The organism is Haloarcula sp. CBA1127 (assembly GCF_001485575.1).
GTDB lineage: Archaea > Halobacteriota > Halobacteria > Halobacteriales > Haloarculaceae > Haloarcula.
Map to the genome: position 1 here is coordinate 1411523 of NZ_BCNB01000006.1, position 17994 is coordinate 1429516.

16 protein-coding genes are annotated in these 17994 nt (G+C 63.6%); 11 read left to right on the forward strand and 5 right to left on the reverse strand.

All coding sequences use genetic code 11. From position 1 onward, the window contains the following. Positions 1-7: 7 nt before the first annotated feature. Positions 8-979, reverse strand: coding sequence for a C-terminal binding protein (locus AV059_RS11735; protein WP_058994599.1), 972 nt, complete (start codon positions 977-979; stop codon positions 8-10). A gap of 159 nt (positions 980-1138) precedes the next feature. Between AV059_RS11735 and AV059_RS11740 the strand changes: the two genes are divergently transcribed. Next, positions 1139-2542 carry a short-chain fatty acid transporter gene (locus AV059_RS11740; protein ID WP_058994600.1) on the forward strand — a complete coding sequence of 468 codons (1404 nt, stop codon included), beginning with the start codon at positions 1139-1141 and terminating at the stop codon, positions 2540-2542. Positions 2543-2625: 83 nt separating this feature from the next. Then, entirely contained in the window at positions 2626-3975 is a 1350-nt protein-coding gene (locus tag AV059_RS11745; protein WP_058994602.1) for an MFS transporter, read from the forward strand. 14 nt (positions 3976-3989) lie between these two features. Here AV059_RS11745 and AV059_RS22975 read toward each other — a convergent pair whose 3' ends face one another. Beyond that, positions 3990-4118 (reverse strand): hypothetical protein, encoded by a 129-nt coding sequence (locus tag AV059_RS22975; protein WP_255356131.1) that lies wholly within the window; start codon positions 4116-4118, stop codon positions 3990-3992. Positions 4119-4264: 146 nt separating this feature from the next. On the opposite strand from AV059_RS22975, the gene truD reads away from it, so the two are divergent. The 4 genes from truD to AV059_RS11765 all read left to right on the forward strand — a co-directional run bounded on the left by truD (position 4265) and on the right by AV059_RS11765 (position 8080). After that, entirely contained in the window at positions 4265-5647 is a 1383-nt protein-coding gene (truD, locus tag AV059_RS11750) for a tRNA pseudouridine(13) synthase TruD (protein ID WP_058994604.1), read from the forward strand. A gap of 70 nt (positions 5648-5717) precedes the next feature. Continuing rightward, positions 5718-6413, forward strand: coding sequence for a phosphoribosyltransferase (locus AV059_RS11755; RefSeq protein ID WP_058994607.1), 696 nt, complete (start codon positions 5718-5720; stop codon positions 6411-6413). A gap of 410 nt (positions 6414-6823) precedes the next feature. Further along, on the forward strand, positions 6824-7486 hold the full coding sequence (locus AV059_RS11760) for a hypothetical protein (RefSeq protein ID WP_058994608.1): 663 nt from the start codon (positions 6824-6826) through the stop codon (positions 7484-7486). 333 nt (positions 7487-7819) lie between these two features. Continuing rightward, on the forward strand, positions 7820-8080 hold the full coding sequence (locus AV059_RS11765; protein WP_058994610.1) for a hypothetical protein: 261 nt from the start codon (positions 7820-7822) through the stop codon (positions 8078-8080). A 108-nt stretch (positions 8081-8188) separates the two neighbouring features. Here the strand turns inward: AV059_RS11765 and AV059_RS11770 are convergent, their stop codons facing one another. Next, positions 8189-10441, reverse strand: coding sequence for an NADP-dependent malic enzyme (locus AV059_RS11770; RefSeq protein ID WP_058994612.1), 2253 nt, complete (start codon positions 10439-10441; stop codon positions 8189-8191). Positions 10442-10612: 171 nt separating this feature from the next. After that, positions 10613-12526, reverse strand: coding sequence for a methyl-accepting chemotaxis protein (locus tag AV059_RS11775; protein WP_058997586.1), 1914 nt, complete (start codon positions 12524-12526; stop codon positions 10613-10615). 128 nt (positions 12527-12654) lie between these two features. Between AV059_RS11775 and AV059_RS11780 the strand changes: the two genes are divergently transcribed. The 5 genes from AV059_RS11780 (at position 12655) to AV059_RS11800 (ending at position 16425) form a co-directional block, all read left to right on the forward strand. Next, the gene (locus AV059_RS11780; RefSeq protein ID WP_058994614.1) at positions 12655-13143 is read left to right on the forward strand and encodes a COX15/CtaA family protein; all 489 of its coding nucleotides are present in this window, start codon (positions 12655-12657) and stop codon (positions 13141-13143) included. Positions 13144-13207: 64 nt separating this feature from the next. Then, positions 13208-14008, forward strand: coding sequence for a basic amino acid ABC transporter substrate-binding protein (locus AV059_RS11785; protein ID WP_058994616.1), 801 nt, complete (start codon positions 13208-13210; stop codon positions 14006-14008). Positions 14009-14011: 3 nt separating this feature from the next. Then, the gene (locus tag AV059_RS11790; RefSeq protein ID WP_058994619.1) at positions 14012-14692 is read left to right on the forward strand and encodes an amino acid ABC transporter permease; all 681 of its coding nucleotides are present in this window, start codon (positions 14012-14014) and stop codon (positions 14690-14692) included. Then, complete coding sequence (locus tag AV059_RS11795) at positions 14689-15441, forward strand: amino acid ABC transporter ATP-binding protein (protein ID WP_058994621.1); 753 nt, start codon at positions 14689-14691, stop codon at positions 15439-15441. Before AV059_RS11790 ends, AV059_RS11795 begins: the two co-directional genes overlap by 4 nt. 3 nt (positions 15442-15444) lie before the next feature. Next, the gene (locus AV059_RS11800) at positions 15445-16425 is read left to right on the forward strand and encodes an amino acid ABC transporter permease (RefSeq protein ID WP_058994623.1); all 981 of its coding nucleotides are present in this window, start codon (positions 15445-15447) and stop codon (positions 16423-16425) included. On the opposite strand, the gene AV059_RS11805 is transcribed toward AV059_RS11800, so the two are convergent. After that, entirely contained in the window at positions 16426-17952 is a 1527-nt protein-coding gene (locus AV059_RS11805; protein WP_058994624.1) for a replication factor C large subunit, read from the reverse strand. It abuts the gene before it with no gap. Positions 17953-17994 lie beyond the last annotated feature (42 nt).

Genomic DNA, 17994 nt, shown 5'->3' on the forward strand with positions numbered 1-17994 from the left:
GAGCCCATCAGAACCAGCCGGTTTCGGGGTCCACGGGGTTCTCGGGTTCCTCGCCGCGCAGTACCCGGATGACGTCTTCGGCCACCGTCTGTGTCAGTTCGACCCGGGACGCCTCGGAATACCACGCGACGTGGGGGCTACAGACGACGCTGTCGAGGTCGTGCAGCGGCGAATCGCCGGGCGGTTCCGTCTCGCGAACGTCCAGTCCGGCCCCGCCGAGATCACTGCTGACGAGTGCGTCGTACAGCGCCGTTTCGTCGACGAGCCCGCCCCTGGCCGTGTTCACGAGCAGCGCGTCGTCGCGCATCCGGTCGAGCGCGTCCGCGTCGATCATCCCACGCGTCTCGTCGGTCAGGGGGGCGTGCAGCGAGACGATGTCGGAATCGCTCAACAGCGTCTCGAAGGTGACCGACTCAACGCCGAGGTCTCCCATCCGGTACTCGGGCGCGTACGGGTCGTAGGCGATGACATCAACGTCGAACCCCCGGAGCTTCGCGGCGAACCGGCTGGCGAGCTTGCCGAAGGCGACGAGGCCGACGGTGCTGCCGGCGAGGCGACGGATCGGCTGTCCGACAGCCCACTCCCACTCGCCGCGCTTGACCGAGCGGTCGAACGTGGGTATCTTCCGCAGGCAAGCGAGCACGAGCGCGAACGTGTGGGTCGACACCTCCTCCACAGAGTACTCCGGGACGTTGACGACCGCCACGCCAGCCTCGGCTGCCGCCCGGATGTCGATGTTGTCCACGCCGATGCCGGCTCGGCCCACCACTTTGAGTGAGTCAGCGGCGTCGACGACCTCGGCCATGACCTGTGTGCCGGCATCGACGATCAGTGCGTCCGCACCATCCACTGCGTGTGCGACAGCCGCCGGCTCTTTCGCCGCTATCGTTTCGACGGTCGCGTCAACCCCATCAAGCACCGCCGCCCGTGTCTCTCCGTCGATCATCTTGGTGTCAGAGACGACGACTTTGTATGACATACGCTGGCTTGCTCCGGACACGAGATAAAATCATCTGTCAGGCGTGGTCCGGTCGTCGGAATCACGTCACAGGACTGTGGCCGCACAGCGGTGACTAGCGGAGAACTGACAGAATAGTAGCAAACTTTTATGACATATTCACGAGGAGGTGGCAACAGCATGTCAGCTAATAACACAGGCGAAACTGCCCTCGAACGTATCGGCTATCGGCTCTCTGCGTGGGTGGAACGGTGGATGCCGAGCCCGTTCCTGTTCGCGCTCATTCTCAGCTACGTCGTGTTTCTGGCCGGTGTCGGCCTCACCGGGGCCGGTCCCGTGGAGATGGTCGGGTTCTGGTACGACGGCTTCTGGGCCTTCCTGACGTTCTCGATGCAAATGGTCCTCATCCTGATGACGGGCTTCGTCGTCGCGTACCACCCGCGTGTCAACGCCGGCATCCGGCGGCTAACAGAGATTCCCAGCACCGGAAAACAGGCGGTTGTCCTCGTCGGCCTGTTGACGATGCTGCTTGGCTGGGTCCACTGGGGACTGAGCCTCATCCTCGGCGCGATTTTCGCCCGGGAGATGGGCAAGACCGCCCACGAGAACGGCATCGATGTCCACTATCCGGTCCTCTGCGTGGCGGGCTATCTCGGCCTCGGCCTCACCTGGCACTGGGGGCTGTCCGGGTCCGCGCCGCTCCTGCTTGCGACAGAGGGCAACGAGTTCATCCAGCAGGGCGTCATCGACGTCGTCGTCTCCGCCTCGGAGACCATCTTCCACCCCTACGGCCTCATTCTGACCGGCCTGTCGATAGCCTACGCCCTCGTCGTCCTCTACGTCATCACACCGACTGGTGACCAGGCGCGGGGCATCACGCACTACATCCCCGAAGACGATTTGTTCGAGTCCGCGAGTGACGGCGGCGTTGAGACGACTGCGACCACCAAGCAGGTCCCGGCCGAGCGTCTCAACCACAGCCGCGTTCTCGGCGGGATTATCGGCCTGACCGGCATCGTACTCGTCGCCTCGCAGTTCGTCCAGTCCGGTATCGACGCGCTCGGGCTGAACATCGTCAACTTCGGCTTCCTGACGATTGGCATCTTCATCTACATGGACCCACAGACCTACCGAGAGAAGTTCGGCGAGGCGGCGACCGCCGCGTCTGGCATCGTGTTGCTCTTTCCGTTCTTCGCCGGCATTCAGGGGATGATGGCAACCTCCGGGCTGGCGCAGTTGATGGCCAACGCGCTCATCTCGGCCTCGACGCCCCAGACGTTCCCGGTCATCGCCTGGCTCACCGGCGCGACGGTCAACATCTTCGCTCCCTCCGGCGGCGGCGAGTGGATCATCCTCGGGCCGCCGATTCTCGAAGCCGCGCAGAACCTCGGCGTCCCGGCCGGGCAGGCGACGATGGCCTACGCCGTCGGTGACGCCCATACGAACCTCCTGAACCCCTTCTGGGCGCTGCCGCTGCTCGCCATCACCCGCATCAAAGCCCGGGAGATGTTCGGCTACGCCATCGCAATGTTGCTCGCGCTCACGCCGTTCCTGGCGGTCGTGCTGTTCGTTCTGCCGTACTGAGCAGGGCTGTAATCCGGCGAGACAGCTACGGCTGATTGCCCCTTCTTCGAGCGTTAAGTTGGTGGGGAAACTGCACTCCGACAATGGCAACTGAGACGGGGGCCGACGAGGACGTAGACCTGCTCGATTCCTTCCGACAGTTCTTTGCGCTGGAGCGGGACGTGCTCGTCCTGTCGCTGTCCATGCTGGCGTTCAGCCTTGCGTTCCAGATGACCAGCCGATATATTCCCGAGTATATGCGGATTCTGGGTGCCAGTGCCGGCGTCATCGGTCTGTACGGCAGCGTCGGGAACCTCATCAGCGCGGTGTACCCCTATCCCGGCGGCGCGGTGTCGGACCGCATCGGCTCGCGGCTGGCGCTGACCGCTTTCGCGACGCTAGCGACGGTCGGCTTCGGCATCTGGTATCTCGCCTCGGTCATCGGCGATATCACACTCGGCGCGACGACGCTGCCGGCCTGGACGCTTGTGTTCGTCGGCCTCTTTCTCGCACAGGCCTGGAAGTCCTTCGGGCTGGGCGCGACGTTCGCCATCGTGAAGCAGAGTGTCCCGCCACAGCGACTGGCGATGGGGTTTGCCAGCACGGAGATGTTCCGCCGCATCGGCTTCCTGCTCGGACCACTCGCCGCCGCGGCGCTGCTCGCGACGACTGCGACCTTCGTCGACGGCTTCCAGCGCGTGTTGCTGGTCGCGCTGGCCTGTGGCCTCGTCGCTACCGTCGCCCAGCACTTCCTCTACGACGCCAGCGAGGACACGCTCGGAAAGTCCTTCGAGGGCATCGACCAGATACTCGCCGACCTTCGGACGATGCCGGCGACGCTCCGCCCCCTTCTGGTCGCCGATACGTTCGTCCGCTTCGCTAATGGCATGGTGTACGTCTTCTTCGTCATCGTCGTCACCGAGTTCCTCTCTGTGGGATTCACCGGCTTCGGCGTGCAACTGCGGCCTGACGCCTTCTTCGGCGTCCTGCTCGGCGTCGAGATGGTCGTCGCTATCCTTTCGATGGCTCCCGTCGCAAAGCTCACCGAGTGGGCCGGCCTCAAGCCTGCCGTCGCGCTCGGCTTCCTCGTCTACGCCGTCTTCCCGCTCTTGCTCATCTTCGCGCCGGGCAACCAGTGGGTGCTGGTGCTCCTGTTCGCGTTCTCCGGCCTGCGCTTTGCCGGCCTGCCCGCCCACAAGGCACTCATCGTCGGCCCGGCAGAACAGGACGCTGGCGGCCGCGTCACCGGGACGTACTACCTGCTTCGGAACACGCTCGTCATCCCTAGCGCCGCGCTCGGTGGCTGGCTCTACGGCAGTGAGTGGGCGGTGGCTATCGGCGATGTCGTCATACAGGCTGGCCCGGAACTGGCCTTCGGTGTTGCGACGGTGGTCGGCCTTGTCGGCGTCGTTTACTTCATCGTCTTCGGCCGGGAGTTCGAGGCGTACGAATGAACCGCTGTGCCGGCCTACCACTCCTCGCGTGGCGGGAACTCGTCGCCACAGCGTGGACAGTACCGCATCGGTGCGCGGGACTCCTGGCCGTCCCTGTCGAACGTAATCTCTCGTCCGCAGCTCTTACATGCTAGCTTTGGCATCGTGGTGCTCTCCGGTCGCCCGCATAGCCACGACCTGTGGCTAGATAGAGTATGTCCCGTGATAACACTAGGTATCGACTGAGAGACGGACCCACGCCGAGTCCGCAAGCGCCAATCATAAGCGCCGAGCCGCGAACAGTCGACCAATGCACGCGGCCCACCCAATCGAGCAGGCGGTCGGTATGGAGTACTACGTCAGCGACGCCGACGGGGTGGACGGCCGCCTCCGCTCGTCGCCCGCGGACTTCCGCGTCCGGGAACTGGAGGCGTTTGACACCGAGCCGGTCGATGCCGACACCGGCGCGTACCCGCATCTCGTCTTCCGGGCGGAGCTACGGAACTGGGAAACCAACGACTTCGCCAGCAAACTCTCCGACCGGCTGGGCATCTCCCGCGAGCGGGTGTCGTGGGCGGGGACGAAAGACAAGCGCGCGGTCACGACCCAACTGTTCTCAGTGAAAGGGGTCGCAGCCGGGGACCTGCCGGAAATCGGCGGTACGGACATCGAGGTCATCGGTCGCGCTGGCCGCCCGATTCTCTTCGGCGACCTGGCTGGCAACGCCTTCGAGATAGTCGTCCGCGACACCGAGAACACAGATAACGCCGCCAGCGTGGTAGCGGATCTTCAGGCGTTCGCCAGCGGGGAGGACTCGACGGCGAGCGAAGGCAGGTCCAGCGACACCACGCTGCCTGACGGCGACACAACGGTTGGCGTTCCCAACTACTTCGGCCAGCAGCGGTTCGGGTCGCGCCGACCGGTCACCCACGAGGTCGGGCTAGCCATCGCCCGTGGCGAGTGGAAAGACGCGGTTCTCGCCTACGTCGGAAACCCGAACGAGCGCGAACCGGAGTCAACGCAGGAGGCGCGGGGATACGTCGACGAAACCCACGACTGGGCCGGCGCGCTGGACAGGCTGCCCGGCGCGCTGGGCTACGAGCGCTCCATCTGTCACCGGCTGGTCGAGAACGGGGCCGACGAGCCGGCGGACTTCCGGGAGGCACTGGAGGTGCTGCCGTCGAACCTCCAGTCGCTGTTCGTCAACGCCGCCCAGTCGTACGTCTTCAACCGCATCCTTTCCGAGCGGCTGGATCGGGGACTGCCGTTCGAGCGCCCCGTCGAGGGCGACGTAGTCTGTTTCCGTGACAGCGACGCGCCCGAGGACTTCCCGATTCCGGACGCCGACCGCACCCAGGAGGTCACTGCCAAGCGGCTCTCGACAGTCGAGCGCCACTGCGAGCGCGGCCGAGCGTTTGTCACCGCGCCGCTGGTCGGGACCGATACCAAACTCGGGGGTGGCGAACCGGGCGATATCGCTCGTGAAGTCCTTGACGACGTGGGCCTCGAACAGAGTGACTTCGACCTTCCCGGCGCGTTCGACAGCGACGGGACGCGGCGGGCCATCCTGCTTCGGACTGAACTCGGTGTCGAGCGCGATAGCGCCGACCTGACGTTCTCGTTCTCCCTGCCAAAGGGGAGCTACGCGACGGTCCTCCTCCGGGAGTTCCGGAAAGGCGACCCGGACGCGTAGCGGTTCGACCGTGCTCGGCAACTGATGCGGAATATGCAACGGTTAAGTCCGGCCACACACGCCATCTCGTATGGGCGAGCTACCGGACGAGTTCTCGTGTACCATCACCGACTGGGAGTACATCTACGGCCTCTGTCGAGACGTGGCCAACGACGTGAAAGCCGCCGAGTTCGAACCCGACGTGGTCGTCGCGCTGGCACGGGGCGGCTGGTTCGGCGGGCGCTGTCTCTGTGACTTTCTCGGGCTGGACGACCTGGCGAGCCTGAAAGTCGAACACTACGTCGGGACCGCGGCGAAAGGCGAGGAGGCGCAGGTAAAATACCCGCTGGCTGACGGCGCGGTCGAGGGGAAGGACGTGCTGGTTGTCGACGACATCGCCGACACCGGCCAGTCTATCGAGACAGCTGCCGAGTGCGTGCGCGACCGAAACCCCAGCAGCGTCCGAACGGCGACGCTCCAGTTACTCCAGACCAGCGACCACGAACCGGAGTTCGTCGGCGAGTCCCTCGACGAGTGGACCTGGGTCGTCTACCCCTGGAACTTCGTCGAGGATATGGTCGAACTCGTCGCGGGTGTGATGGAAAAGAGCGACCGGCAGACCCACACCGAGGACGATATCCGTCGTCTGCTGCGGAAGTACCACGGCGTCAGCCGCACGAACTTGGAAATCGCACAGCCGAACCGATTGGGCGAGGTCACGACCGAGATGGAGCGGCGGGGCGTCGTCGAATCGGTCGGCGACGGCTGGCAACTCACCGACGACTGAGCAGGTCAGCCGCGGTAGCTCGACAGATATCGCTCAGATATCGCTCAGATCCGCTAGTCTCGCCGCTCACCATCGCTAGGCCCAGTACGCTCATCCGCTAGCCACGATAAAAAGTACGGTTAGCGACGCGGGCGACCGTCGTCCCGGACGTACTCTAACGCGCTGACGAACAGCTCTTTGTCGACCCGGTCCTCTGACTCTTCGAGTCGTTCACGAATTTTCGTTGGAGTCATGTGTATTGGTAACATTGTTCTACATCGATATAACTCTTTCTCACCCGCTAACAGGTTCGGTGTGGGGTGGGTCTGAAATGAACGGCGGGCTGCCCAGTAGATCGTCCAAACCGCTGTACCGAGGTGACACCCCCTGTCGAGGGAATATATTTATACCTTGCTCACCCAACGGAAACTATGGCCGCTTACGGCCGGCCGTCACTTCGAGACCTGTTCGATGAATCACCGACGCCGCACATCGCGCATCCGCCGCGGAGTCACCATCGAGACTTCTACATCGCCACAGACGGGTCGTTCAGACTCCACGGTGGCGCGACATCACCTGACAGCAAGTCGGACAGCCCGACAGGCGGGCTGGGTGTCGTCGTCGAAACCCTCGACGGTGAGCGCGTCGTCAGGCTATCGGTCCCAGACACCTGCCCCGACAACAACGTCGCGGAGTATCGGGCGCTCCATCTGGGACTCGACGTGCTTGCGAGACGGGCCCCGCCCAACGCCCGCGTCGGCTTACTCATCGACCACGACCAGCTCGCCGAGAACGTGAACGCCGAGGTGCTAGCCTCCCACGGCTCCGCCTACGACCCACCACACTCTGTGTCGGTCCCACCGGCGACAGGGCTGCACTGGCGCGGGATTCAGGCACGCATCAATGGGTTCGGCGAGGTCCGTGCCGCGCGGATCTCCGGCGACCGCAACCCCGCCCATCCGCTGGCGAACGCCCCCGACCAGTACGCACATGTCAACGGCGAGCCGGACCGGTGTGTCCTGCCTGACGCACCGACGGTAAACGAACGCGTCCCACCACCGTCACGCGCAGAGCGTGGCGGGGCGTCGGACTAACGGGACCCGGCCGGCAACTGCCGACCGGCGACATCGTATTCTTTCACATCGCTGTCGACAGTGGCACGTAGCTGTTATAATGCCTCGCTCAGCACACGGCTATGATGCTTGAAATATTACATACGACTGCGGTTCTGGGAGAATACTTGAGTACAGATAGAAATACTTGCAGCCGGGGGCTACAAGGCTCTCCGTCAGTCGTCTTTCACAGCTGATAATCTCCATAAGTTATGAAAATAGTTGCACCTGTTATCACGTACGTTTGGGCAACGTCACACAGACCAAATTTTATATATTAGAAATAGGATAGTATACAGTGGGAGGTGAGCTACGTTGAGCACCAGAACTGACGGATCGGACGGTTTCAGTGGACAGTACGTCGAGCAACTGTTGCCGCGTCAGTTGCCGACGCGGCACGACCTCGTCCTCGCCGTCATCCCCGTGGTGTTCATCTTCACGCTCGCCGCCGCGGTTGTTCTGGGCCTCTCGCTTCAGGCGGCAATCGCTGGCGGCGCACTCGTTGGCGCTGTGGCGGTCATCGATGCGCTCTTTATCCACCCACCGACTCGTGGTCGACGGCGAGACGGTACGTGACATCGCGTTCCGGCGACGGGCCCGAACGCTGGCCTTTCGAACTGGTTTCAGTGCGAAGCACGCTCTGCGCGTTCCGCAGTAAACGCCTCAAAAAGACAGTTATATCGGTTACTCTTGCTGTGCGTCGACGACGGCAACGCCCGCAAGGTTCACGATGTCCTTGACCTCGTCACCACGCTGGAGAACGTGGACCGGCTTGTCCATGCCGACGAGCATCGGTCCGATGGCCTCAGCGCCGCCCAGCCGCTGAAGGAGCTTGTAGCCGATGTTCCCGGCTTCGAGGTTGGGGAACACGAGGACGTTCGCGGGGTCGTCGAGTTCGGAGAACTCGTAGGTGTCTTGCAGGATGTCCTCGACGACAGCGGTGTCGGCCTGCATCTCGCCGTCGACCGGGAAGTCGACGCGGTCGTCGTCCTGCAGACGGGAGACCGCCCGACGGATCTTCTTGGTCCCGGGGTTGTCGACGCTGCCGAAGTTCGAGTACGACAGCATCGCCGCCCGCGGCTCGACGTTGAACCGACGGGCCAGTTCCCCGGTGTGACGGGTGACCTCCTCCAGCACGTCCGTATCGGGGTCCTGATTAACGGTGGTGTCCGCACAGAAGATGACACGGTTCTTGAACGTCAGCATGTACACCCCGGCCGCGTAGTCGGCGTCGTCGGCCGTGCCGATGACCTGCAGCGGCGGGCGCAGGGCGGAGGGATAGTGGTGGGTCAGGCCGGTCAGCATCGCGTCGGCGTCGCCCATCTCGACCATCACACTGCCGAGGTAGTTGCCGTCCCGAATGAGTTCGTCGGCCTCGCGGCGGGTAATGCCTTTCCGCCGGCGGAGTTCGTACAGTCGGTCGGCGTAGTCGGCCACGTCGGCTGTCTCGGGGTCGACGACGACGGGGTCGAACTCCAGCCCGAACTTCCGGCGCGTGGACTCGATTCGGTCGGCGTCACCGATGAGGACCGGCTCGGCGATGCCCTGTTCGACCAGCTGGTAGGCCGCGCGGATCATCTTCTCGTCGTGGCCCTCGGCGAGCACGACCCGCTGGGGGTCGCTCTTGGCCTTGTTGAGCACGACGCGCATCATCTCGCGGGACTTGCCCAGCCGCGCTTCGAGTTCCTCGACGTAGGCCTCCGTATCGATCTCCGTCCGTGCTGCGCCGCTCTCGATGGCGGCCTCGGCGACCGCGGGGGTCACCTCGAACAGGACCCGCGGGTCAAGCGGTTTCGGGATGATGTAGTCCGGGCCGAACTGCAGGGGCTGGTCGCCGTAGGCTTTGACGACCTCGTCGGGAACGTCCTGCCTTGCGAGATCGGCCAGCGCGCGGGCCGCTGCAACCTTCATCTCCTCGTTGATCTCGGTCGCCCGCACGTCGAGCGCGCCACGGAAGATGAACGGGAACCCGAGGACGTTGTTGACCTGATTCGGGTAGTCCGAGCGGCCGGTCGCCATGATGACCGTGTCGTCGCGGGCGGCCTTGGCCGACTCGTAGCCGATCTCCGGGTCCGGGTTCGCCATCGCGAAGATGATGGGGTCGCTGGCCATCGACCGCACCATCTCCTGATCGACGATGCCGCCGACGGAGAGCCCGACGAACACGTCGGCCCCGTCCATTGCGTCGGCGAGGTCACCCTCCGGGATGTCGCGTGCGAACTCCTGTTTGAACCGGTTGAGTTCCTCGTGCGTCGCTCGTTCCTCGGTGATGATACCCGAAGAGTCACACATCGTGATGTTGTCCTTCGAGACGCCAAGGGAGACGTAGAACTTCGCGGATGCAATCGCGGACGCTCCGGCCCCGGAGAAGACGACCTCCAGGTCCGCCAGTTCCTTGTCGGCGATGTCGGCCGCGTTGACCAGCGCCGCGCCGGAGATGATCGCGGTCCCGTGTTGGTCATCGTGGAACACCGGGATGTCGAGTTTCTCGCTGAGCCGGCGCTCGACCTCGAAACACTCTGGGGCGGCGATATCTTCGAGATTGATGCCGCCGAAGGTCGGCTCCATCGCCTCTACCGTCTGTATCATGGCGTCGGCGTTGTCCGTGTCCAGCTCCACGTCGAACACGTCGATGTCGGCAAACCGCTTGAACAGCACGCCCTTTCCTTCCATGACCGGCTTCCCGGCTTCCGGACCGATGTCGCCGAGGCCGAGCACGGCGGACCCGTCGGAGACGACGCCCACGAGGTTCCCTTTCGCGGTGTACTCGAAGGCCTTCTCAGGGTCTTTGTCGATCTCCTCACACGGCGCGGCCACGCCGGGCGAGTAGGCTAGCGAGAGGTCCCGCTGTGTGTTCGTCGGCTTTGTCGTCGCAATCTCTATCTTCCCCGGCGGCTTGCTCCGGTGATACTCCAGTGCGTCCTCGTCAAGTCCCATACCCGGATGTCGAACCCAACTGTAAAAAAGACAAGTTTACCGTCAATGGACGAGCGGTACAACGACGGCTGTCGAATGGCGGCTTGTTGCAGCGGTTTTTGCCCCGGTTGTGTCCCACCAATTGGAAAACAGCCGCCGCCGGGGACCTGCCCGATGGACTGGCCGCGGACCTCAGTTCGTGTTGGTGAGCTCGCCGACTCGGTCGGTCAGTTCGGTGACCGCATCTTCTTGTCTGTCGGTGGCCTTGACAATTTCCTTCGTTGCCGTTTCAGCCTCTTGGGCGTGGTTCTGTGCGTCTTCGACCATCGAAGTCACGTTCTCGATAGCGCTCGCCTGGTCGTCGTTGGCGTCGGCGACCTCTTGGATGCCCCTTGTCGCTTCCTCGACGGCGTCGGAAATCTCGTCCAGCGCATCCAGTGCGTCTGCGATCTCGGTCTCCGCACGCTCGACCTGTTCGTGGGAGGTTTCGACCATTTCGGCCGTCTCGGTTGCCTGATCCTGAATCGTGGTGATGCTCGTCGAGATCTCGGAGGCGTACTCGCTCGTCTCGTTTGCGAGCGTCTTCACCTCGTCGGCCACGACAGCGAACCCGCTCCCGCTTTCGCCGGCCCTGGCCGCCTCGATGTTGGCGTTCAGCGCGAGCATATTCGTCTGCTCCGCCACGTCGGCGATTATCTCGACGATCTCGCTCACTTCGTCCATCTGGTCGTCGAGGTCTGTGACGGTGTCCACGAGGTCTTCGCTCGTCTCGGTGAGGCCATCGGTAACGTCCATGACCGCTTCACCGGCATTTGATCCGTCTTCCGCAGCCGCCTTCGCGCGCTGTGCTGCTGACGCCACTTCGCTCGACGTTGCGGCGACTTCCTCCATCCCGGCCCCGATGTCCTGAATATTGTCGGCCGCCTGGGTGAGGGAGTCGGTCTGTTCGGTAACCCGGCTCTCGACAGCCGCTGCGGACGAATTCGCCTGCTCGATAGTGGTCGCAAGTTGCTGTGCCTGTGCGTCCACTTGGTCCGCCAACTGCTCGACCTGTTCGGCCATGTCGTTGAGCGAACCAACGACCTCGTACAGCTGGTCGTCGACGTACTCGCCGCCGTCAGTCCGGTCGAACGACGCCCGGGCGTCGAGGCGGCCGTTTTTGAGTGCGGCCATGGTCGATTTGACTTCATCGACCAGACTCGTCACGGCCTCGTGGCGGTTGGCCTCGTCAGTTCGGTCCTGGACCATCTCGACGACCGCGATGAGTTCGCCGTCGCCGTCGTAAATCGGGGCAGCGCTGAACGAGATGTGGCGTTCGTTCCCGTGCTGGTCGGCCATCACGCTCGTATCGCGGTACAGCGTGAAATCCTCGTCTTCGACCTTCGGCACGTCGTACTCTGTGTGGGTGGTCTCCGGGGCATCGAGGACTTTGTCGGCGAGTGTCTTTCCGCGTCGGCCGTCCGGATAGAACGCCATACTCGCCATCTCCATCTCCTGTGCTTCGGCCTCGGAGACGCCGGTAAGGTTTTCTATCGAACTGTTCCAGCTGAGGATATCGCCGTTCGTATCCAGAACAAAGAGCGGCGTCCCGATATGCTGCAGTACGTCGTGGTAGTCGAACCCTTCGTTAGCGCCACTTTTAGCTGCAGAGCCGCTGAACGCATCGACGCCGGCCTGGGAGACGGATCGTGTCGTTTCCAGTCCTTCGTGAAGCTCCGCCTCGACAGTGTCGATGGCGGCTTGGGCATCCGGGCCGAGTTCATCCCGAAGCTGCTCGAACGCACCTTCGACGAGCGATTCGGTGACGAAGCCCTGTGTTGCGACGAACTCACGTTGGCTGATCCCAGCGGTCTTGTAGTCGTCGATCAGCGCCTGGAGTTCGTCTGAGCCGAGTTCGAACTGCCGCTCAACGTGTTGTGTCCCAATCGCGGCCTTGTCTGGGTCCTCGAAGCAATTGTCGAGATGCGGTGAGTCCGGGTCAATGGCGTCGGTCAAAAAGCGAGTCCGTCCGTCACTCGCGACGAATCCGCCGTCCGCCCGCCGGGCCCCAGCGTCCGAAGAACGTGACCCCTGGCCGTAGATGTAGGTGCGGATCTGTTCGAACATAAGGTAGCTATGTTCCATTCCAACACACCTGTAGGTAAAGGTGACTCCGAGAATATCAGTAAAGATAACTGTGCTCGGCGGCCAAGCGCGAAAAGAGAGCATAAGTACGTGCAACCGAAGGTCTAGGTATGACCACCCGTTTCCGCCGACTGGTGGCGACGACGACGGTGCTGACGTTCGCACTCATCCTGCTCGGCGTGTACACCGGCGCTATCGGTGCCGGGCTGACCTGTGAGGCACGCTGGCCGTTCTGTGACGGCTGGATGGGGCTGTTCCCCGCAAACTGGGCGAGTTTCGTCGAGTGGTTCCACCGTTTAGTCGCGATGATCACCGGCTTCGGCATTCTCGGTTCGACAATCGCCGCGTGGCGCGGTGAGTACAGCCGGCGGATCAAGCTCGCAACTGCCGTCGCAACGGTCGTGCTCCCGGTTCAGGTCCTCCTCGGCGCAAACACCATCTTCAACTTCGGTGCCACGGCGCAGGTGCTCCACCACGGGGCCGCACAGCTCATCTTCGGCGCGATGGTCGCGGCGACGGCGTGGGCCTACACCGATACGGCGGAGCCGCCGTCGGTGCAATCGGCCGATACCCAGCACACAGCACGCGCTGACGATTGAATACGAGTACCACCCCCGTGGTTAACACGTAAGATATATTCCGGTCTGTCGTGTGGTGAGGACTATGTCAGACGACGGCCTTTCACGACGCCAGTATCTCTCCACGGTCGGTGGAACCGCAGTAACCGTCTCACTTGCCGGCTGTTTCGGCGGCGGTGGCGGTAACGGCGGCGACGGCAGTACCGAAATCACTGCCGGAACTGCACCGGGGTTCCCGCCGTTCGAGATGAAGCAGGACGGCGAACTCGTCGGGTTCGACATCGACCTGCTCGAAGCGGTCGTCGACGAGACCGACTACACCCTGGCCGGCTGGGAAGAGTTCGAGTTCAAGTCACTGATTCCGGCGCTGACGAACGAGAACATCGACGTAGTCGCCGCGGGGATGACGATCAACGACGAGCGCGACGAGACCATCGACTTCACCGATCCGTACTACAGTTCGAATCAAGCGATTGTCGTCCGTGAGGACGGCGACTTCTCGCCGGCGTCCCTGTCGGACCTCTCCGGACGCCCCATCGGCGCACAGAAGGGAACAACTGGCGAGACGACGGTACAGGACGAACTCATCTCGCCGGGGAACCTCGATGAGTCGAACTACAACTCCTATGGCAACTACGTGCTGGCTGTCGAGGACCTCCAGAACGGCAACATCGACGCCGTCGTCATCGACGAGCCGGTCGCACAGACGTTCGCCGCACAGCGCCCGGTCACCATCGCCTTCACCTACGAGACGGGCGAGAACTTCGGCTTTGGCGTCCGCGATGGCGACGACGAGTTCACGCAGGCGCTCAATGACGGCCTGTCCACCGTCAGGGATGGCAGCACCTACCAGGACCTGACGAACAAGTGGTTCGGCCAGCAGTAACCGATGCCACCCCTCCCGTTGCAGAGTGACTGGGCGTTCGTCATCGGGAACCTCGACCTGCTACTCGTCGGCACGGGTGTCACGGTCGCCCTGACAGCGACGAGCATCCTGCTTGGCTTTCTGCTCGGGTTTCCGGCGGGTGCCGTTGAGGTCTACGGGCGCGGCCCGCTCAAACGCGCCGTCGAGACGGCCGGCGTCGTCCTTCGCGGGACGCCGCTGCTCGTCATCATCATCCTGCTGTTCTTCGGCCTCTCGGTGTCAAGCAGCGCCTTCGTGACCGCGACCATCGCACTCGGGCTCCGGAGCGCCGCCTACCAGTCACAGATATTCCGCGGCGCGCTCCAGAGCGTCGACGAGGGACAGCTGGAAGCCGCTCGTGCTGTCGGTATGGGCCGGCTACAGGCGATCCGCAGCGTCGTTGTCCCACAGGCGCTCCGCCGGAGCGTGCCTGGCTTCCAAAACGAGTTCACGATCGTCCTGAAAGACACGAGTATCGCCATCGTCATCGGCCTCGGCGAGCTGCTGACCGTCGGCCAGAACCTCTACCAGGGCGGTCAGAGCACCGCTGCGCTTGAGATTTTCCTAACTGTGAGCCTCATCTACTTCGTCCTCACGTTCGTGACGAACCGTTCGCTCGACTACGTCGACGACCATTTCAGCATTCCCGGCGGTGAGCGGGCATGAGCGACCCGCTGTTGGAACTTGACGACGTGTACAAGTCCTACGGCGAGGAACAGGTGCTCTCCGGCGTCAGTTTCGAGATGGACGCCGGGGATGTCGACGTAGTCATCGGTCCCAGCGGAAGCGGCAAGTCAACGATGCTGCGCTGTGTGAACCGCCTCACCGAGATCAACGGCGGCGATATCTACCTTGACGGCGACTGTGTTACCGACGCCGACACCGACGTGAACGAACTCCGAAAGCAGGTCGGGATGGTGTTTCAGGATTTCAACCTCTTTGCCCATCTCACGGCACTCGGAAACATCACGCTCGGCCTGCGGAAAGTCCGTGGCATGGACAAAGCGGCGGCGCAGGAGAAGGGGTACGAACACCTCGAACAGGTCGGGCTCCTGGACCAGGCTGACTCGTATCCCGCCGAACTCTCAGGCGGCCAGAAGCAGCGCGTCGGCATCGCCCGCGCGCTCGCCATGGACCCGAAGCTCCTCCTGTTCGACGAGCCGACCAGCGCGCTTGACCCCGAACTCGTCGGCGAGGTCGTTGAGGTGATGCGCGACCTCGCAGCGGAGGGCATCACGATGCTTGTCGTCAGCCACGAGATGGGGTTCGCGCGGTCTGCAGCGTCGGACATCATCTTCCTTGACGATGGGCAAATTGTCGAACACGGCCCGCCGGAACAGCTGTTCGAGAACCCCCAGGCGGCCCGGACCGGGGAATTCCTCAGCCGCCTCGAAACGGCCCACGAGGAGGAGTGACCGATGGGGACGCCGGAGTCCACGACCGCCGGGCGAACGCTCCGTGCCCGTGCTGCCGGGCTGACCGACCAGCCGCTGACGCTGCTGACTGTCGGGGCTTTCTGGACGTGGCTCGTCGTGCGCTGGACGAACGACTTCCTGCTAGACGGCGCGCTCATCGAGCGCAACACGTCGTTCTTCCCGACTGCACCGTTCGAGTCGGCCGCGTCGACGCTCGGCGGTCTCGCGGCGAGTCTCGGTCCGGTCGGGGTCCCCGTCGGCTGGGTCGCCGGCTTCTTCGAGTTCTTGGCGGCGTCGATTCCGTATCTGCCGCCACTGGCGACCGGCGTGTGGGCGACGATACTGCTAACGCTGCTGGGTATCGCGCTCGGGTTCTTTATCGCCGTCCCACTCAGTGTTGCTCGGGTGTACGGTGGGACGCTCACCCGTTCGCTTGCACTGGGATACACCGAACTGTTCCGCGGGACGCCGCTGCTCGCCCAGTTATTCGTCCTCTACTTCGCGACGCCGCTGACGACGATTATCCGCGAACTGCCCGCGGTCGGGACCGAATTCATCCCCGCGCAGGCGTTCTGGGTGGCCGTTATCGCGTTCATGCTCAACAGCGCCGCCTACCAGTCGGAGTACATCCGCTCGGCGCTGAACTCCGTTCCGGAGGGGCAACTCACCGCCGCACGTGCCATCGGGCTCTCGAAGGTCGATGGAATACGCCACGTCGTCCTGCCCCAGGGCCTTCGCTACGCCATTCCGGGCTGGTCGAACGAACTGGTGTACCTCATCAAGTACTCGTCGCTCGCGAGTTTCATCACCGTCCGTGAACTGTTCGAGCGGACCGACGCCATCGCTAGCGAGACCTACCGGTACACGGAGCTGTTCGTCCTCGCCGGGCTGCTGTATCTGGCGCTGGTCCTCTCGGCGTCGCTTCTGATGGAATACGTCGAAGACCGGGTCGCAATTCCGGGCCTCGGCACGACCAGTCGATGACTACATAAAGTCAGAAAGGCCGGACTGCTGGTCGTCGTCTTCGGCGGCTTCACTCGCTGTTTCCGCCTCGTCATCGGTAGCGGTGCTGTCACTGGTGGCGTCGGATTCAGCGCCATCGTCCGCCGCAAGGGTCACCTGCTGGTCACCGCTCTCCTCGCCAGCATCGGTATCTGGAGCATCGCCATCTGCATCGCTGTCCCCGTCGCCGCCGTTGGCACTCGCACCCTCGAAAACCCCGCCGGAGTGCTCGACGGCGGCTTCCTCCTTGAGTGCCTCGGCGTCGGCGACGATGTCCTGCACCTTGTTCGTGTCCTTGCCCGACCCGGTGACGAAAGAAACGTGTTCGGCCTCCATATCGTAGGTCGCTGCCATTGCCACCGTTAGGTCTCGGTTTCGGCAGTGGTGCGTCATCGTCGCGAGGAACGGCATGATCTCCCGGCGAGCGGTCCGCATCGAGACGCCGTCGATAGCGGCTATCTGCTGGGCGACGTAGTCCCGCGTGTTCCGGGTCCCCTTCGACCGACCGAGTTTCGACCAGTAGCTCGGCGGGCCGTAGCGGGTCCAGCCGCCCTTCGTTCCGTCTCGGGCCGCGGCGACGCCGGCGGTCATGTTGTCGCCGGCGTACCGCCAGAAGGAGTAGTTCTGTGTCTCCCGGACGCGGCCGAGCCACTGGTCGGCGTTCGAGAGGAACTCGTATGCGCGGACCAGTTCGCCCCCCTCGTAGTCCTTGGGCATGTTGTCCTCGATCCAGTTGATGAGGTCGTCCGGCGTCTCGTCCACATCGTAACTGGCCTCAAGCGCGTCCTGCGCGCCGGCCTCCTTGAGCACCACGTCGAGGTACTCGAAGATGCCCTCGGTCGTATCCCGTTCGCCGGTCACCACGTCGTCAGCGGTCAGCCGTTCCGTCGTCTCGGCGATGGCCTGGAGGTCCTTGACAGCGCCCCGCAGGTCGCCGCTGTTTTGCTCGGCGAGTTCCTGCAGCGCGTCGGACTCGTACTCGACGCCCTCCTGACGACAGAGGTCACGCAGGACCGGGACGATAGAGCGGGGCGAGACATCCCGGAACTCGATGTCTTGGCAGTTGTTCCGCAGACCGTTTGACATCTCGTAGTACTCGTTGGCGATGAGAATCATCGGCTGGCTGGCCTCCTTCACGAGGGCTGTTATCGCTCGTGCGCCCCCGCGGTCGGCGTTGCCGTGGATGTTGTCTGCCTCGTCCATGATGACGAGCCGGCGGCCGCCACCGCCAGCGGTCAGCGTCCCGGACTTGGCGGCCTCGCCGGCCACCCGATTGATGACGTCCTTGGTCCGGGAGTCGCTGGCGTTGAGTTCGATGGTCGGCCACCCCATGTCGTTTGCCAGCGCGTGGGCGGCCGAGGTTTTCCCGATGCCCGGGGAGCCATAGAGGATAACTGCCTCGCGGTGGTCGTCCCACGTGTCCGCCCACTTTTTGAGTGCGTCGCGGGCCTTGTCGTTGCCCCGCACCTCTGACAGCGTCGTCGGGCGGTACTTCTCCGTCCAATCCATTTGATTGTGGTTGGCGCGACCGGCGTTTAGTGATTGCGGAGC

Bases quoted from the DNA above. Each gene is read 5' to 3' on its own strand.
- AV059_RS11735 (WP_058994599.1), bottom strand. From the start codon at position 979: ATGTCATACAAAGTCGTCGTCTCTGACACCAAGATGATCGACGGAGAG.
- AV059_RS11740 (WP_058994600.1), top strand. From the start codon at position 1,139: ATGTCAGCTAATAACACAGGCGAAACTGCCCTCGAACGTATCGGCTAT.
- AV059_RS11745 (WP_058994602.1), top strand. From the start codon at position 2,626: ATGGCAACTGAGACGGGGGCCGACGAGGACGTAGACCTGCTCGATTCC.
- AV059_RS22975 (WP_255356131.1), bottom strand. From the start codon at position 4,118: ATGCCAAAGCTAGCATGTAAGAGCTGCGGACGAGAGATTACGTTCGAC.
- truD (WP_058994604.1), top strand. From the start codon at position 4,265: ATGCACGCGGCCCACCCAATCGAGCAGGCGGTCGGTATGGAGTACTAC.
- AV059_RS11755 (WP_058994607.1), top strand. From the start codon at position 5,718: ATGGGCGAGCTACCGGACGAGTTCTCGTGTACCATCACCGACTGGGAG.
- AV059_RS11760 (WP_058994608.1), top strand. From the start codon at position 6,824: ATGGCCGCTTACGGCCGGCCGTCACTTCGAGACCTGTTCGATGAATCA.
- AV059_RS11770 (WP_058994612.1), bottom strand. From the start codon at position 10,441: ATGGGACTTGACGAGGACGCACTGGAGTATCACCGGAGCAAGCCGCCG.
- AV059_RS11775 (WP_058997586.1), bottom strand. From the start codon at position 12,526: ATGTTCGAACAGATCCGCACCTACATCTACGGCCAGGGGTCACGTTCT.
- AV059_RS11780 (WP_058994614.1), top strand. From the start codon at position 12,655: ATGACCACCCGTTTCCGCCGACTGGTGGCGACGACGACGGTGCTGACG.
- AV059_RS11785 (WP_058994616.1), top strand. From the start codon at position 13,208: ATGTCAGACGACGGCCTTTCACGACGCCAGTATCTCTCCACGGTCGGT.
- AV059_RS11790 (WP_058994619.1), top strand. From the start codon at position 14,012: ATGCCACCCCTCCCGTTGCAGAGTGACTGGGCGTTCGTCATCGGGAAC.
- AV059_RS11795 (WP_058994621.1), top strand. From the start codon at position 14,689: ATGAGCGACCCGCTGTTGGAACTTGACGACGTGTACAAGTCCTACGGC.
- AV059_RS11800 (WP_058994623.1), top strand. From the start codon at position 15,445: ATGGGGACGCCGGAGTCCACGACCGCCGGGCGAACGCTCCGTGCCCGT.
- AV059_RS11805 (WP_058994624.1), bottom strand. From the start codon at position 17,952: ATGGATTGGACGGAGAAGTACCGCCCGACGACGCTGTCAGAGGTGCGG.